The organism is Fuerstiella marisgermanici (assembly GCF_001983935.1).
Taxonomy (GTDB): domain Bacteria; phylum Planctomycetota; class Planctomycetia; order Planctomycetales; family Planctomycetaceae; genus Fuerstiella; species Fuerstiella marisgermanici.
On record NZ_CP017641.1, the window covers coordinates 1,373,020 to 1,390,163 of the forward strand.

A 17,144-nucleotide genomic window follows, 5' to 3' on the forward strand; every position below is an offset into this window, starting at 1 on the left:
CGTTGTTCTGAAGCAGCGCGGTGAGGCCCGCGTTGCCAAGCGGTCCAGCACTTTTTGCATTCCACACAAATAGAAATATCACAATGACGCACAGACGAAATTTATTCTTCTTGACGACCGTTTTCGTCACCTGCCTGACACATGCCCGAACACTCAACGCGGCAGAAAAACCACTCGAAGTCGACCTGCAGGCGTTCGTCGGCAAACCACAACTTGAAACGGTGCAGGTCTTCGAGGTCGGCCGTTTCCCAAACGTCGCCGTCACCGTGAACGGGACGGTACTGGCGACATTCGGAGCCAAACAAGTTCGCGTGAAACGCAGTGAGGACGGCGGCAAAACGTGGGGCGACGAAATTTCGATTGGCGAAGGTATTCATGGTGGAGGCACCACTGTCGATGAATCGACGGGCGATATTCTGGCGTTCGTCGAAGACAATCATCCGCCTGCACCCCTTAGTGTGTACCGTAGCAAAGACGATGGCAAAACATGGAATGCCGACAAGGTGACGATCCATCCTGACAGCAAAGGCAAAATGCCTGCGATGCATATGAACGAACATGGAATCACGCTGCGACACGGAAAACACAAGGGGCGGTTAATCAGGCCATCGCGAAACTACGGAAAGGGCAACCGCCCCGAGAGCCTATTTCCCACTCACTACACCAATGCCATGTTCAGCGATGATGGTGGGAAGACGTGGCAGACCAGCGAACCGTTCTCTGAGAAAGGTACCGGCGAGGCCTGCGTCGCGGAGCTTTCCGATGGACGCATCTATTACAACTCGCGTCGCCACTGGGCACCCGAAGGCAAGAGCCCAATGCGGCGCTGGGTTGCTATTGGCGACGATGGTGGCGCGACGTGGGGCGAGGCGTCAATTTGCGAAGTGCTCCCCGACGGGCCGCAGGATACAACGTACGGGTGCATGGGCGGATTGGTTCGCCTTCCGGTTGCCGGCAAAGACATTCTGATCTACAGCAACTGCGACAGTCCCAAAGGGCGGAATCATGGAACGGTGTGGGCAAGCTTTGATGGCGGCAGAACATGGCCGATAAAGCGTCTCGTTCATGAAGGCCGCTTTGCGTATTCGTCGCTAAATGCTGGCCGACCAGGGACTCCGACCGAAGGCTGGATCTATCTGCATTTCGAAAGTGAAGGATCCAGCGTCGCTCGGTTTAATCTCAGCTGGATACTCGGCGGCCAGGCAACCGGCGATGGCACCATTCCTGAAGATCTGCCTCGCTAAATCTGGTTGCCTACCTGCAGACTGCGCCACCGTCTGCATTCGCGCTGACTAACAACCATCAAAGTCCGAAACGCTTGTCCTGAGGCCACAGGTCAGCAAAATTCGCTGTAGTCGCGACGGCTACAGGCGATTACCAATCTTTCGAACTCTGCCTACAAGGCAAGGCCGCGACTACGGCGACTCATTCGACTGCAGTTCCTGTTCGTGCACCGCTGATTCGTAGCGGACAAATCGGCAGATATTGCAGATTCGCGGCTCGGCATCGATTTCGTGCCAATGGTCTCCGGGAGTCTTACGGATGGTCGGCGAGGCTTGCGGGCTGTGCTGCAGAAAATTTGGCTTTGAAAGCAACGTTGCGAGGTTTTCTCACCCGATAAAGTGCTATGGCGGTGCAGGCCGAATTCGGTGAGGCTACGCGCCGTCGTCCGGGGCTTGCCCTGCTGTGGGGCGATTTTCGTGCGGTGGCTCACAATGGCTATCGCTCGAAAGCGAATTCGGAACTGTTGCTCTTTCTCGCGACACGCACTCTTCGCGCGGGACCTGGATCCTGCGTAACGGAATACGACATGGACGTCATGGCTGAATCAACCTGTGCTGCTGAATTTTCAACCTCTGATTTCGCGTCATCCGTTGGAACCAGCGATTCCGTCGATTCTCGCTGGACGGAAGAAGGAATGAATCAGGCAACTCACGGCTTGGGCTTTGGCTTGAGTGTCCTGGGGGCCATCCATCTGCTGACGCGCTGCGAATCTGTTAACCTGATGACGGCGGGTTGCTGGATCTATGCGATTTCGCTGGTCGCATTGTACGCGGCGTCGACTCTGTCACATTCGTTCGACGCCGAACCACGGCGTACCAGCTTCCGAACACTCGACCAGATTTGCATCTTTGCCATGATGGCCGCCACGTTCACGCCCGTAAGTCTGAATGCCTGCGGGATCGGATTTGGCAACGTGCCGATGGTGATGATGTGGTGTATGGCTCTGGTAGGAATCTACCTGAAGCTGAAAGTGACCAAGCAGGACATGGTACCCGTGTGGTACTACGTTGTGCTGGGTCTGCTGCCCATTCTGGCAATGCCGCAACTGTGTGGGGCACTTGGCATCCAGGGGACTTGCTGGTTTTTAGCGGGCGGCTGTTGCTACCTGTTGGGGGTCATTTTTCTGACAAACGACCACCGCAACAGGTTCTTCCATCCCACATGGCACGTGCTGGTCATCCTTGGCAGCGCGTGCCACTACGTTGTGATCAGCGAATACTCGCTGGGGCTTGCTTAGTCGTTATTCGCCAACGCCGCTCGCAGAGAACAGCGAGGCTTGGCGTTGCCTTCTTCCATCAGAATCAGACTCAATTCTTCACGCACCTGCCGCAGTGATGCCGGGTACTGAAGCACGTGGGCAGACAGCGCGTCGTTGCTGAGATGGTTGATTTGCGACACCGTCAGCAGTGCCAGGACCGGTGCATCGACCATGTCGTTGATGTCGTCGATCAGCGTCAGAATCTCTTCGGGATTCATGCACGAACCCGACAGCAGCACAGCGGCCGGCTTCATGTTGAGCACAATTGAGACCGCGTTTTCAGCCGACATCGCAGCTCGACACGGAATGTCGTGCTTACGAAGGTAGGTGCGGAACGTGTTGCGTTCCGGAGCGTGCAACGCAACGAGCAGGACTTCGGATTCCGGAGCCAGAACCGAATCTTCCACATGACCATCAACCTGAGGTGGTGGTGCGCCGGTCATGGAATTGGCGGATTTCGGTTTGATACGTTCCATCCGCGAAGTCGAAATCTCGTTCTTCCCTTCGGTGTTTTTGGCGTTGTTTGTCATCGTGGCTCCAGAGTTGAAAGGTGTGGTATCAGGTTCGGAGGCAGCGGGGCCGTCCGAATTTTTGTTATCCGAAGGTGTTGTTGTGTCGGATATGGGTTGGATAATTTGAGGTTCAGCGGGAACGTGATCGCGTTCCCCTGAGTCCTTTTCCTGCGATGGTGTTGCCCCGACCATGTAGTTGTCGTCGTCCATCACGTGGACGACAGTTTCTCCATCCGGCGTCAATTGTTCGTCCGGGACAGACGGTGCCACTCCATTAGTGCGCCGGTCAATAATCACTGGTGGATCCGGCAGGCCTTTCAGCATGTCGGCTACAGACAGCGTTGACGAACTCTCATCACTGTCATTCTTTGTATCGTCGTTTTCAGCCATTGTCGACTCGGCGGTTGCTGCCAGTGGCTGAATCATCGATTCTTCTGCCACGGGCGAATTTTCGTTGCCATCTGTAAGTGGATCGCTGACAAAAGTTTGAACAGCGTGGGAAGTTTCGGCTAGCTGCGGTGGAGTGGTGAATTCTTCCGCAGCCACCGTGGGGGTGGTGTCCAGAGTGGCGGTTTCGACCAGGTCAGGCACGTCCGTAGGTGCACCCGAGTCGACCAAATCTGCGTCAAATGGATCTGCAGCAATGTCGCCATCGGCCGTTCCCGGCGTAGCGAGCCCTTCGACTACTGACGCGGGCTCTAATGCGAATTCAGGTTCTGCGTCCGCTTCCATGTCCCAATCGGCGTCGGAAGCTTCCGCGACAGACTCGGTAGTATCCTGACGCTGATCGTTCGTCTCATCTGCCAATCCGAACTCGTTGGCGGCAGCAGTGACGAGCTCATCCTCCGACTTTGCTTCCTGGAGTTCCTGGTGAGGCGGAATCTCGGGCGGCAGCTCGCCAGCGGGGGATTCAGCTGCCAGCGCGTCGGCAGTTTCCGATGATGGCAGTTCGGCCTGCTCTTCCACTTCCTGACGCGGCCACAGTACGAGGCGTCGGCGCCAGCGAGACGGTTTGGCGAATGCGAGGTATGGGAACGTCATCACCAGGCCGAACGTCCACATGCCGAGGAATGCGCCGATGCCAATGTGCATCATTGTCCCGACACCCAGCATCAGCGGTCGCCACCGTGGTCGCCACACCATCATGCAGAAGAAGACTTCCCATGCGACGGTCACATGCGCCAGCAGGTAAGGCAGCCAGGGAACGTGTGCCATCCATGTGAGATCTGCAGTTTGGTATTCCTGGTTGGCGATGACCTGCCACATGGCTTCGCCAGTCCACCACGAATCTCCCTTCAATTTGGCAAACCCTGCCCAGAAATAAATGATGCAGATGTGGATCTGAATCAGCCGCAGCGTCGTACGTGCCGAAGCCAGTTTGAGAACTGGAAGCTTCAGGCCCCGCTTCGCCTTCTTCCGATTTCGCCACCACGAATCTACCGACAGGCATTGTCCCGATGGGCCAATCGCAAGATACAGACACAGCATCCCCAGGATTTGATCGAGTCCGAAATTGGCCACGGGGACGCGCTGTGAATACGAGATCGTGATCAAAAAGGCGAGGGCAGCGGTGACTCGAGTCCCCACGCCAAAGCAGAACAGCAGCGCGATTAGAATGCACGTCCAGTGAACCGGAACCAGCCATGCATCCGGGACGTAGAACAGGAACGAGAATACGTAGTCGAACTGGTAGACAGACCTGATCGCGTCTAGCGGTTGAAGGCTTTCCTGACCGAAAAACGTTCGCAGGTCTAACGACCACACCAACAGGTTGTAGGTCAGCATCAGGCCCGTGAGGATGCGAATCACGCCAAGCATGAGCGGGTCGGCGGGCTTGAACCAGAATTCACGCCATTGCGACCATGCATCACTCAGCACCGACTGGCAGCGGTCGACGACGGAATTGGCGGACGTGATGCTCATGTGTGACCAGCGAGGCGCAAAAAAAAGCACGGCAGGACGTGACCGCCCTGCCGTGCTCCATTATTCAATGCGGAGTTCCGCAAATCTTTTTTTACAGCGTCTGCCTTGCAAAATGGTGCAAATCAGTCGACTGCAATCTCGTCGCGAAGGACATCCATTCCGCCTCAGTCCACCCTGACTTGAGACCTGATTCGCGTGTTGTAATTGGCGACCCGCCGGATCGGCGGTTGGCTGCCATGCTACACGTGAATTCTTCGGAATGCATTCGTAAAACCTCGAAAACTAGCGAGATGCAACCTTCGACTGACGTCGCAATTCGCTTTCGTCCACGCTGACAGTGATGACGCGACCAGCGGCGACCACTTCGCTCTGCTCAGCCGTCAGCATCTTGCCGTTTCGTTCGCATTCTACGCGAATTGGGTACCGGTACTGACGACCAGCTTCCGTAATCGGAATACGAAACCGTCGTGTTGGTCCTTCGATCGACATCTTCTGGCCTGACAGGTAAACAGAAGCGTCAGCTGGCACATTGACGACCAAAACGGCAGGCTCAGTTGGGTTCGCGTGGAAAACGCGTTCGCCAAGTGTCGGCTTTTCCGGTTCAGGCAAAACTTTGGACAGAGAGACCGGGCTGGTCTTTTCTGCGATTGTGACGTCCGGCTTAACAATTGGCTTTCGAGCCGCCACGCCAACAGACTCATCTGCCTTGGCAGACTTCGCAGCCGGCTTGGTTTCAGCAACGGCGGCTTTCGGCTGTTCCGCAGGCTTCTGCACAACAGGAGCAGGCTTTGGCTCAACCTTTGGTGCCGGCTTGGTTTCAGCAACGGCGGCTTTCGGCTGTTCTGCAGGCTTCTGCACAACTGGAGCAGGCTTTGGCTCAACCTTTGGCGCTGGCTTGGTTTCAACAACGGCAGCCTTCGGCTGTTCCGCAGGCTTCTGCACAACGGGAGCAGGTTTCTTAGCTGCTGGTGTTGCCTTTTTAACGACCGGCGCGGCCTTCTTTACAGCTGGTGCAGCTTTCTTTACCGCAGGAGCCGACCGTTGAGTAACCACGGGCGGTGAACTTGGTGTCGTCTTCACGATTGGGTGTGACGATGACCGCGCTGAAGATCGCTGGACGATCACAGGGTTTGATCGAACGATCTGGCTGGAACTGCTGCGACTGCTATGCACGACCGACTGCGATGAGTAGCTGCTGGATCGTTGAACGTAGTATGTCGATGAACCGCTGTTGCGAGCGTAATACGAGCCGCCTGAACTTTGGCTGCTGTATACGACGTGGCCACCGCTTGATCCGTACGATCCGCCGCTGGAACCGTTTGATCCGTAGCCACCAGAAGAGCCGCCTGACGACCCACGTGACCGAACTCGACGAACCTTTACTCGTGTGTAGCCGCCCGAAGAACCTCGCCCGCCACTTGAACCGTAAGAACCGTGGGATCCTCGGCTGCGTCGACCAGCTTCTGCTGTCGTGGCATCCACGATTGTTACCGCAGCGATCAGGGCGAAGATTCCACCCACTTGAGCAATGCGTTTCATAAAATCTTCCCTACCTTCGCTGAATGAATCACGGAAGTCCACGAGCTCCAAAAACAGCACCTTCACATCAGGCAAGTTATGCAGGATTTGAGGGTTAGGCTGAATTTGAGTAGCTCAATAGCCGGATAACGTAGATGAACGTGGCAGATCGTCAACTGGAAAAGAATGGCTAATTTGCAAATTTTACAAACCGACGGGATGTGGAGGCGCTCTGGTGTTCGTCGCTCTTACCGAAATCCGCCCGCCCAGGCAGCCGTTTGGACCGTGCTGCGCATCCGCCATTCTCGCAGTTCGCTTAGCAGTTTCTGCTTTTTCGCGGCGTGATCCGGATCGGACCACAGGTTCTGGACTTCGTCTGGATCGTTGATGAGATCGAACAGCTGGCCTTCGTCTTCGTCAATAAAGTGGACCAGCTTCCATTCGTTGTTGCGGACCATCGTGACGAATTCCGTACCGTCCAGAATGTGGTCTTTGCCGTGTTCAGCGTAAACGAAATCGCGAGCGTCCCATTCTTTGCCTTCCAGCGCTGGCAGCAGCGACCTGGCTTCCATTGTGGCGGGCACAGTGAGTCCGGCCAGTTCCAGAATAGCGGGACCGATGTCCATTTGCTGACAGAGTCCTTCAATCCGTTTGTTGGCTTCGAAACGACCGGGACTCCACACAATCAGCGGCATCTTTGTGATGATGTCGTACATCGTCCACTTCTGACTGTGGCCGTGGTCGGTCAGACAATCGCCGTGATCGCTGGTGAAGATGACAACTGCGTTTTCGAGATAGCCTTTCTTTTCGAGTGACTCAAGGATCTCACCGACCTTCGTGTCGATCATCGTCACGTTTGCAAGGTAGTACGCTCGCTGACGATGCCGTTCTTCTTCCGTTGGGTTGTCTTTGTGGACGACGCTGTCGTGGTCGATGTCAAAATTGTGTTGCCGAAGCACTTTGAACGCTCGCGGCTGCCCATCCTTTTCTTCATCCGTGACTTCCATCAGTGGCAGATCTTTGGCCATGTATTCTGCAGCGATCTCCGGCGTGGGATCGTACGGCGGATGAGGTCCCGGGAATCCAATTTGCAGAAACAGCGGCTGATCGGCTTTCGGTTTGGTATCGATCCACCATGTCGCCATGTCACCAACAAAGTTGTCCGACTGCATGTCGGCATCAAGTTCCCACAGAAACGCGCCCAGGCAATCTTTGTAGTCTTTGCGTTTGCGGTAGAGTTCTCGTTGCTGCTTCACCAGTCCACGAGCGTGCAGAGCTTTGTCCCATTCGTCGTAGTAGTATCGCTCTTCCATGTAGCGATCTTTGTTTTCGACAACGTAACGTTCGTGAAAGCCCATCGGCGTGTGGTACGGGTAGGTGTGCATCTTGCCGATGTTGATGCAGCGATAACCGCTCTCCGACAGTGATTCGATCCAGCCATGATTCCACGGGTCGGCGTTTTTAAGAATGCCGGTGGTGTGAGGATAGTAGCCGGTAAACAAACTGGCTCGGGAAGGCGCACAACTGGGCGCCGAGATATGGCAATTGGTGAACGTCGTCCCTTCACGCACGAGGCGATCGAGGTTCGGAGTCTGCATGTAATCAAAGCCCAGTTCTTTGATCGTATCAAAGCGCTGCTGGTCAGTAATGATGAAGATGATGTGCGGACGTTCGTCGGACATGTGATGTCTGCGTTCTGGTGAATCGGGGCCGGGCGAAAGTTCGTTTTACGCGAATCTCAGGCGAAACGGAACTTCGACGGTGACGAATTCGGGGTATGTCGTTCGTGGATGATGCCAAAAGTCAACGTCTCCGCACAACGGCTACGACCGCTACACCCTGCCTGTTTTTGTGCTTTCCGCGGCGCCATTGCACCAATTGTATAGATTTTCCTTATTGGCAGGCTGAGGATTCCGTCTGCCACGCCAAACCTCAGCCACGGAATTCGTCCCCATGAAACCGCTGCCTGCCCGCCTTAAATCTTCTGCCATTGAAACCTTCGAACCACTTTTGTTGATGTCGGCCAGTCCGGCTGCTGACGGCAACAGCCAGGAGCACGTCCAAATTGCGTGGGACTACTGCGAGCAACTCGACGGCGGCGTCGGCAACGACAGGTTGATCGCCCTTGTCGGAGACAATGTGCTTAATGGCGGAGCGGGCGACGATCAGCTGATCTCAGCGCGAGGCGATAACGTGCTCAACGGCGGCGCGGGTGACGACACGGCAGTCTACTGGGCAGATCGCGACGAATTCTCCGTCATCCGCCGCAGCAACGGAACTCTGGAGATTTCCACAGATCGCCGCACTGATACGTTGACCGACATTGAGTACGTCCGTTTTGACGATGGGCTGTTTTCGATCGCGGAACTGCTGGGGATTGATCATTCCCACTACCGCAGCGTCGACGGGACCGGCAACAATCTGAACGACTTCGAACTGGGCAGTTCCAACGACTTGCTGATTCGAATGACGTCCCCCGAATACGGCGACGGTTTTTCGACTCCGGCCGGCGCAGACCGCCCAGGTGCTCGGGAAGTCAGCAATGCGGTAGTGGCACAGGAAACCACTGAGCCCAACGATCGTGGCCTGACGGATCTTGTGTGGCTATGGGGGCAGTTTGTCGACCACGACATTGACCTGTCGGAACCAGGCTATCCTCACGATTCCTTCAACATCCCCGTGCCTGTAGGCGATCCGCATTTTGATCCGTCCGGAACAGGCAATGTTGAAATCCCAATGAACCGAACTATTTTTGATCCGACCACGGGCGACAGCATCGACAATCCACGTCAGCAGGTGAACCAGATCAGCGCGTTCATCGATGGCAGCATGGTCTACGGTTCGGATGCAGAACGAGCTGACGAGCTACGAACCTTTGAAGGCGGCCAACTGGCGACTTCGGACGGTGACCTTCTGCCCTTGAACAAGGCTCATTTTCCAAACCATGGTGACGATGTCGAAAACCTGTTTTTAGCGGGCGACGTCCGAGTGAATGAAAACGTGGCACTGACCGCGATGCACACGTTGTGGCTGCGAGAACATAACCGCATTGCAGCGGACCTGGCCGAAGAAAATCCGTTGCTAAACGATGAGCAACTGTTTCAGATGACTCGCGAAATCGTGATCTCGGAAATCCAGGCCATTACTTACAACGAATTCCTGCCAGCGTTGCTGGGAAGCACGGCCATCGACGACTACGCTGGCTATGACGCATCGATTGATCCCACAATCGCCAACGAATTTTCTACGGCCGCATATCGGATCGGGCACACATTACTGTCGTCGGGATTACTGCGACTGAACAACGACGGTTCACCCGCCTCAGAAGGATCTCTGGACCTGAAGGCCGCATTCTTCGCGCCGCAGGAAATCTTAGACAACGGGATCGATTCGTTGCTGCGGGGCGTGGCCAGCAAAGCGGCCAGCGAAGTCGACACAATGATCGTCGACGACGTGCGAAACTTCCTGTTCGGTGGCCCCGGTCACGGCGGATTCGATCTGGCGTCGTTGAATATTCAGCGAGGTCGTGACCACGGACTGGCGGACTATAACCAGGTCCGAACGGAACTCGGCTTGGCAGCGGTCACCGAGTTTGCCGACATCACATCGGACACCGAGCTGCAGCAAAAACTGGAGCAGCTATACGGTTCCGTAGACAATATCGATCTGTGGATCGGCGGCTTGGCGGAGGATCACGTCGACGGTTCCAGCGTTGGCGAAACCTTCCAGACAATTCTGGCCGACCAGTTTACTCGGCTGCGTGACGGCGATCGATTCTGGTATCAAAACATTCTGGAAAGTGACCTGCTGCAGGAAGTGGAATCCACAACGCTGGCCGACGTGATCGAACGGAATACCTCGATCGATACGTTGCAGGCGAATGTTTTCTTTCTGGATGGAAGCGTCATTTCCTGACAATCGTCAGCACGCCTTGACCACGAGGGCGACGAATTGTGACAATGAACGGTGCCACTCATTCCGCCAGTGAGAAACCTCATGCGTCACGCTGCATTACTGCCTCATCGCATCGTCGTCACCAGCCGAACACCTATCGCTGGTGAAACAGCTTACGATCGAGTCACGTCGGCATTGCTGGCTGGGCTGCTGCTGCTTGCGTTGACCTGCGGCTTATTGATCGCAATCTGGCTGCAGCAGGTTAGCTTCGCACAATCGACGACAGGCGATGACGCCGAGCCGACCACCCGAGGCGTTGCCATCGAATCCGATCGCGTTGAAAACAAGAGGGTTCTTGTCAACGCGGTGGTCCAGTCTCCTGAACACGTCGACGAAGAAGACACGGCGGCGCCACGTCAGACGTTGGAACTGATGTTGAACAACCTTGTGTCCGTCGTCGCAGACGGATCTGCTATGTTGCCTCCGACAGCTCCGCAGCCCCAAGGTGGCGTCACGCCAGTCGAAGGCGACGGGCAGTCTGTTTTTGGCCAACCACGCAGCATTCGTCGCTGGGTATTCGACGTTCAGCCGCCACGAAATGTGGCTTCGTACATTCGCATGCTGGACCAATTAGGAATCGAACTGGGAGCCGTTTTTCCTGATGGGCGAATCGTGTATCTGAGCCACACCGACGGTCAGGCGATCACCAATACAGCGGCGTCCGTAGCGACTGACCGTCGATTTTTCACGACCTGGAATCGCGGCGAACTGCAGCAACTGGATGAAGGCCTGTTTCGAACAGCGGGCGTCGACGTCGTGGGGGCCAAAGTGGTACACATGTTTTCGCAGGAACTCGAACAGGAGCTGGTGCGTCTCGAAACGGCCTTCGCGGGGCGATCTGAACATCAGATTCAGCGAACGTGGTTTGAGATTGGTGCAGAAGGCGGTGCATTCCGGATTCATGTCACCAAGCAGACCGGTGCCCCAACGCCGGCGCGTTAGTCGCAACCGCTCGCAAGCAAGTTCAGTGGCTGGGTTTCGCCGTCTGCTTTAGCAATAGCGCCCTAACGACGTCGCGCCATTTGCTTCATCTTAGGTTCCTGTCGCAGCTGCAGCGAATCTCGCTGACTTGTGGCCGCGGAGCAAGTTTTTCGGACTATGAGGGCTGTTTCCCGCGCGCCCGAACCGTCCACAACAAAAGGGAAGCAGCAGCTAGTCTTTACACAGTTGCGTACATCAGTATCCTTGACGGCGATCTGCTTTGCGAAGATGCAATGTCGACGGAGGGAAGACTGGTTTGAGTGCCAATATTCGAGACAGAAGAAGAAGGAATCGTTCGCGCGCGAAGTTCGGTAATCCGGAACTCGCCGAACTTTCAGACGACGAGTTATTGGATCTTCGGTTCTGCGACTTGGGTTTGTGCATTCACGAAGCTCCGCTGCAGGAACGGATTGATCAGCTGTACCGCGAGCTGGAAGCCAAACGCCTCGACTTTCGACCTCACTTCTGGCTTTCACAGGAATGGTTCACACCGGACGGCGTGCCGGGAGTCGCCATTCCGTTTTATCTGGCCGACAGCCGCTTGATGAAACTGGAAGAGCGGCAAATGCTGGAAGTCGAAGGCGGCACGACCGACTGGTGTATGCGAATTCTGCGTCACGAAGCCGGTCACGCTATCGACAACGCCTATCGTCTGCGTCGCCGCCAGTGCTACCGCAAAACCTTCGGCAACGTATCGGCTCCCTATCCGGATTCGTACAACCCACGACCTTACAGCCGCAGTTACGTCATCAACATCGATCTGTGGTACGCTCAAAGCCACCCCGTAGAAGACTTCGCCGAAACGTTCGCGGTGTGGTTGAAACCTCGATCCCGCTGGCGGCAAACCTACGCCGGTTGGCCCGCATTGCGCAAGCTGCTGTTTGTGAACGAACTGATGGCAACGATTCGGGAGGAAAAACCGGCTGTCCGGACAAGGCGGCATGAAGAGCCTTTGCGGACCCTAAAGATGACTTTACGAGAACACTACGACGAGAAGCGACGACACTATGGCCTTGAGGCCAGTGACGCGTATGATCACGAATTGCTGCGGTTGTTTACAAAAGACAACGACAACGGTCAGACATCGTCTGCTGCGACGTTTCTGCGTCGAGCCCGAAAACGCCTGCGACGCGATGTATCGGAATGGACGGGCCACTATCAATATACGATTGATCAGGTGCTGGAAGACATGATCGCTCGCTGCCAGAAGCTGAATCTGCGAGTCGACCGGAACCCGGAAGAAGTGGAACGCGATACGCTGGTGGTCCTCACGATGCACACGATGAATCATATTCAGGACGAAGCTCACAAGGTCGCACTATGAGAAAACTTCGTGTGGCGGCCCTCATTCGGGACGGTCTTGTGCCGCCGGACGAAGCGACGGGTTACGATGTTAACAATCCTCCCGACTGGAAGATGGAATTCGACATCATCGCCACACTGCGCGAAATGGGACACGACGTCCGGCCCATCGGTCTATACGACGATCTGACTCCAGTTCGCGATTCCATTCTCAACTGGAAGCCACACGTAGCCTTCATGATGCTGGAGGAATTTCACGGGGTCGCTCAGTACGACCACGCCATCGTCAGCTATCTTGAGTTAATGAAGCAGCAGTACACTGGCTGCAACGCGCGCGGCCTGATGCTTTCGCACGACAAAGCTTTAAGCAAGAAGATCCTGAACTACCACCGCGTTCCAACGCCTGGCTTCGCAGTCTTTCGTCGCCGTCGCAAAATTCGACCGCCAGCGAAATTGAAGTACCCGATTCTCGTCAAGTCGGCTACGGAAGACGCATCGTTTGGGATTTCTCAAAAATCTATCGTCCACAACGACGCCGCATTAATTGAACGAGTGAAATTTGTTCACGAACACGTCGGCTCTGACGCTTTGGTTGAAGAATACATCGAAGGCCGCGAACTGTACGTTGGTGTGATGGGCAACAAACAGTTGAGCGTCTTTCCGGTGTGGGAAATGTTCTTCCGCAACATGCCGGACGACGTGGCACATATTGCCACGGCGCGAGTGAAGTGGAATACTCGATACCAAAAAAAGCACGGCATCGAAACCGGGCGAGCACCCGATCTGACGGACGAACAGACAGCGAAGATTCAGCACATCTGCAAACGCGTATACCGAGCGTTGAACATGAGTGGCTATGGGCGGATCGACATTCGCATGAACGCTGCCGGGCAGGTCTATGTGATAGAAGCCAACGCGAATCCCAACCTGGAATTCGGCGAAGACTTTGCGGAGTCCGCCGAAGCTGACGGCATCTCGTACGAACAGTTGCTGACTCGCGTGGTTAACCTTGGCCTGAAGTACGACGCAGCCTGGCGGCAGTAGCGGCCTCAATAGGCGAACACGCGGGTTCCGTTGCGAGTTTCAACAGGTTGCGGCGTCTTCCGTTCCCGGCCCCACACCCACCTGACATCTGCCGTTGGACGTGGATGCTTTGCCCCCGACGGGCCTGACGCATCGGCCGTTTCGTCGCCCCATAGTTCCATTGCCTGGCCGAACGCAGTGGATTGAAAGCGTCGCATCACGTGAATCGGATCCAGTCCGTACCACGCAGGATCCGGCAAGAACAGAGGTATGTCATGACGGGCTGCCAGTTCCTGAACTCTCGCATCCAGCTCGACAGTTTGCGATTTGATGCTGGGCAGAGTCAGGCGGCATGTTGGAAACAGGACTCGTCGGAAGAAGGAAAACCTTAATGGCCCAAGGCTACTGACTGGCTGGACAGGCGGTCGCGTCATCACGAATCGACAATCGCTGCGCCAGGCTTTCAGTCGCTGAATGCACTCATCGGCGGCGGCCGCGACTTCTTCCGGGCTGCTGCCGTACACAAGATCGTTGCCCAGGTCCGTGATTAGAACTCGCGGCGGTTGAGCCGCATCCACCGACTGTCGCAGACCGTCCCACAGAGAACTCTTCAGAATTCCAGGCAGCTGCCGAATGCCGAATGCACTGCGATCGGCCAGAAACGAACGTCCCATTCCGTGAGCCGTATAAACGTTTCGCTGGGCAGGGAATCGCTGTTCGACAACCGCCATCAGGCGTGGCCAGGCCAGAGTAAGATTGCTGGCGCCGAGTAGAATTAGCGTTGTGGCCGCTTGAGTTTCGTTTGCCATTGATCTGTCACTGAATCTTCCAGAAGCCCGGCAGAAACAACACGATAATCGCGTACAACTCCAGACGCCCCAGCAGCATCAACAGCGTCAGCAACAGCTTTGACGCTTCGGAGAATTCCGAATAGTTGCCGTGAGGGCCGCAGATGCCGAGACCGGGCCCGATGTTGTTTAGCGTGGCCGCAACTGCTCCGGCACAGTCGATCATCTTTTCGGCGGACGTTTCGCCCTGCCACTGGTGGCCGGGTTCTAAAGCCAACAAGGCCGTCCAGCTAACAGCCGAAATCATTGCGATCAGGCACACGTACAACACGATGTCGCGGCCAACAGAATCATCGATCCTCTTGCCGGCTAATCGCAGTGGCCGCACCAGATTGGGCCGAAACGCGCGCTCCGCGTTAAGCTTCATAACCTTCCACAGCACCAGAAAGCGAATCACCTTGACGCCGCCGCCCGTAGAACCGGAACAGCCACCGACAAACATTAGTAACACCAAAATCGCTCGGCCAAATTCGGGCCAGGTGGCAAAGTTCTCCGTGCCGAATCCAGTCGTCGTCATCACGGCAACCACGTTAAAGCACGCGTGCCGCAGACTGGCGGCCACAGTGGAATAGACCTCGACCCGGTGCAGCACAAACGTCAGCGCTGCCGTGCAAACGCCAATGATGATCAAATAGGCGCGGAGTTCCGGGTCGGAAAAGAAGGCCTTGAGACGCCCAGGCTTATTCGATTCTGCGCCGCCGACGGACTTTCTTAGCAGCAGGTAATACAGATTGAAGTTTGTCCCCGCCAACACCATGAACACGATGATTGTGATTTCAAGGTTCACGCTGCTGAATGCGCCGACGCTGCTGTTTCTGGTGCTGAAGCCGCCCGTGGCGAGGGTGCCGAACGTGTGGCACAGCGACTCAAACAGATCCATGCCCTGAACCAGCAATAGAATCGTCATCACACCCGACAGCACCAGATAGATGGTCCACATCAGCACCGCCGTTTCGCGAATTCGCGGACGCACTGTGTCACTTAACGGGCCGGGGACCTCACGCCGCATTAACGCCTTTCCGCCCGCGCCAAGCTGCCCCAGGATGGCGACGAACAGCACGATGATGCCCATGCCTCCCAGCCAGTGAGTGAAGCAACGCCAGAACAGAACGCTTCGCGGGATGTACGCGATTTCGCCAGCCAATGCGGCCGCTTCGCAGTCGTCTACGTCTGGAGGAACCTCCAGCTGAGTCAGCACAGAAGCGCCGGTGGTTGTGAAGCCGGAAATCGATTCGAAAACCGCATCACTGACACTCATCGAAACATTAGCGCCAATGGCGGCATCATATGTTCGATAGGTCGGTGTCAGCAGGAAGGGCAAGCCGCCAAGAATTCCGGACAGAATCCACCCCAGGCCAACGACCGCCAGCGCTTCTTTGCGCAGCAGGTTGTCGGTCTTTGCCGCTCGGCCGAGCCACATCAGCAGTCCGCTGACGGCGATGCACACGGCAATCGATTCCAGCATGCCGACAAACGATTCGTGTTCGAAAACAGCCGTTTGGCCGCAAGCCGGAAACGACCACGGCAGCGTCACTACCATCGACCCGCCGATCAGCATCGACAGGTAACCCAGCAGCCGAGATACAAGCGCCCAATTCATATTCGGTTAACGTGCGGCTGGCTTCGTTGACACGGGATCCGGGACCGGCGCGGCTCGCTTTTCTGCCAGGACAATCGGCTTCACACCGCTGCCTTCGTAGCCCTTCATCGGCTTGCCATTGGGCTGAAGTCGATCGACCGTCCACAACAAGCCACGAGCTACAACATCCAGCCAGACGTTGTTATTCATTGTTTCGTTGTGATGTCCCAACGATGTCCCGAACACTCGAGCGCGGCCGAACGTGTTCAGCCAGATGACCGTGTGGTCTTGCTTCGTGTCCTCGCCGAAGGCCTGTGCCAATGGAATACAGTTCGGCCACACCTTTTCAATCTTGTACAGTTCACCGTTCGGCGTGGGCCATTCTGCTGGAAAGCCCTTCATCACGGGGTGGTCATCGTTAACCGTTTTCACGCTCAAAGGTCGCTTGCCTTCGTGGCGTCGTGAGGTGACTCCGATTAATTCTCGCCACGCATCGGCCGCGACGGGAGCGTCTCGATAGCTGTGCAATGAACAGTGTACAAAGATGGCTGGCACGCCTTCGTGGTGAGCGGCCGCGATTGCTTGTACGAATTTGTCATCAACAACGCCGCCGAAGCATTCGTTGTGGAAGATGACGTCGTACTTCTTTGCCCAGCCTGGTTCTTCGTACACGGAAACTTTGTGTTCACGGCCGGTGCCGCCTTCATGAACGATGTCCCACACGATGTTGACTCGCTGGCTGAGCCCTTCCGTGATGATCCGCTTTTGATTTTCGTAATCGTGACAGCAGCCACCAGTGATCAGCAGGCCTTTCAGCGGTGCCGCCTTGGGCTGAGCGTCGGCTGTGGAGCACAACAGTGCCAAAAACAGCACGGACCACAAAGAACGGGTACGGAACATGGGCAGACCTCAACTACGGTGAGCAAGCGGCGTTATCGGATATCACCGCACAATCGGCGGTG

The 17,144-nt window shown here is 56.0% G+C and carries 12 protein-coding genes; 6 read left to right on the top strand and 6 right to left on the bottom strand.

Going from position 1 to position 17,144, the window contains the following annotated elements:
- Positions 1-83 precede the first annotated feature (83 nt).
- The gene (locus Fuma_RS05155) at positions 84-1,244 is read left to right on the top strand and encodes a sialidase family protein (protein WP_083731816.1); all 1,161 of its coding nucleotides are present in this window, start codon (positions 84-86) and stop codon (positions 1,242-1,244) included.
- A gap of 383 nt (positions 1,245-1,627) precedes the next feature.
- A complete protein-coding gene (trhA, locus tag Fuma_RS05165) occupies positions 1,628-2,521 on the top strand; it encodes a PAQR family membrane homeostasis protein TrhA (protein ID WP_077023201.1) in 894 nt (297 codons plus the stop codon).
- Here the strand turns inward: trhA and Fuma_RS05170 are convergent.
- From Fuma_RS05170 to Fuma_RS05180, 3 genes are all read right to left on the bottom strand, one after another.
- Complete coding sequence (locus Fuma_RS05170; protein ID WP_077023202.1) at positions 2,518-4,977, bottom strand: HTTM domain-containing protein; 2,460 nt, start codon at positions 4,975-4,977, stop codon at positions 2,518-2,520. The genes trhA and Fuma_RS05170 overlap by 4 nt on opposite strands.
- A gap of 282 nt (positions 4,978-5,259) precedes the next feature.
- Positions 5,260-6,516, bottom strand: a complete 1,257-nt coding sequence (locus Fuma_RS36530; protein WP_145944000.1) for a TIGR03000 domain-containing protein — start codon at positions 6,514-6,516, stop codon at positions 5,260-5,262.
- 227 nt (positions 6,517-6,743) lie between these two features.
- On the bottom strand, positions 6,744-8,177 hold the full coding sequence (locus Fuma_RS05180) for a sulfatase family protein (RefSeq protein ID WP_077023204.1): 1,434 nt from the start codon (positions 8,175-8,177) through the stop codon (positions 6,744-6,746).
- Positions 8,178-8,448: 271 nt separating this feature from the next.
- Between Fuma_RS05180 and Fuma_RS05185 the strand changes: the two genes are divergently transcribed.
- From Fuma_RS05185 to Fuma_RS05200, 4 genes are all read left to right on the top strand, one after another.
- Positions 8,449-10,410 (top strand): peroxidase family protein, encoded by a 1,962-nt coding sequence (locus Fuma_RS05185; protein ID WP_077023205.1) that lies wholly within the window; start codon positions 8,449-8,451, stop codon positions 10,408-10,410.
- Positions 10,411-10,491: 81 nt separating this feature from the next.
- Entirely contained in the window at positions 10,492-11,391 is a 900-nt protein-coding gene (locus Fuma_RS05190; protein WP_077023206.1) for a hypothetical protein, read from the top strand.
- A 295-nt stretch (positions 11,392-11,686) separates the two neighbouring features.
- Positions 11,687-12,754 carry a putative zinc-binding metallopeptidase gene (locus Fuma_RS05195; RefSeq protein ID WP_218922393.1) on the top strand — a complete coding sequence of 356 codons (1,068 nt, stop codon included), beginning with the start codon at positions 11,687-11,689 and terminating at the stop codon, positions 12,752-12,754.
- Positions 12,751-13,776 carry a D-alanine--D-alanine ligase family protein gene (locus tag Fuma_RS05200; RefSeq protein WP_077023207.1) on the top strand — a complete coding sequence of 342 codons (1,026 nt, stop codon included), beginning with the start codon at positions 12,751-12,753 and terminating at the stop codon, positions 13,774-13,776. The genes Fuma_RS05195 and Fuma_RS05200 overlap by 4 nt, the downstream gene beginning before the upstream one ends.
- 5 nt (positions 13,777-13,781) lie before the next feature.
- On the opposite strand, the gene Fuma_RS05205 is transcribed toward Fuma_RS05200, so the two are convergent.
- From Fuma_RS05205 to Fuma_RS05215, 3 genes are read right to left on the bottom strand one after another with little or no spacing between them, the layout of a single operon-like run.
- Positions 13,782-14,564 (bottom strand): SGNH/GDSL hydrolase family protein, encoded by a 783-nt coding sequence (locus Fuma_RS05205; protein ID WP_077023208.1) that lies wholly within the window; start codon positions 14,562-14,564, stop codon positions 13,782-13,784.
- A gap of 7 nt (positions 14,565-14,571) precedes the next feature.
- The gene (locus Fuma_RS05210) at positions 14,572-16,203 is read right to left on the bottom strand and encodes a TrkH family potassium uptake protein (protein WP_077023209.1); all 1,632 of its coding nucleotides are present in this window, start codon (positions 16,201-16,203) and stop codon (positions 14,572-14,574) included.
- A 6-nt stretch (positions 16,204-16,209) separates the two neighbouring features.
- Positions 16,210-17,082: a ThuA domain-containing protein gene (locus Fuma_RS05215; protein ID WP_077023210.1), complete on the bottom strand. Its 873-nt coding sequence runs from the start codon at positions 17,080-17,082 to the stop codon at positions 16,210-16,212.
- Between the last annotated feature and the right edge of the window lie 62 nt (positions 17,083-17,144).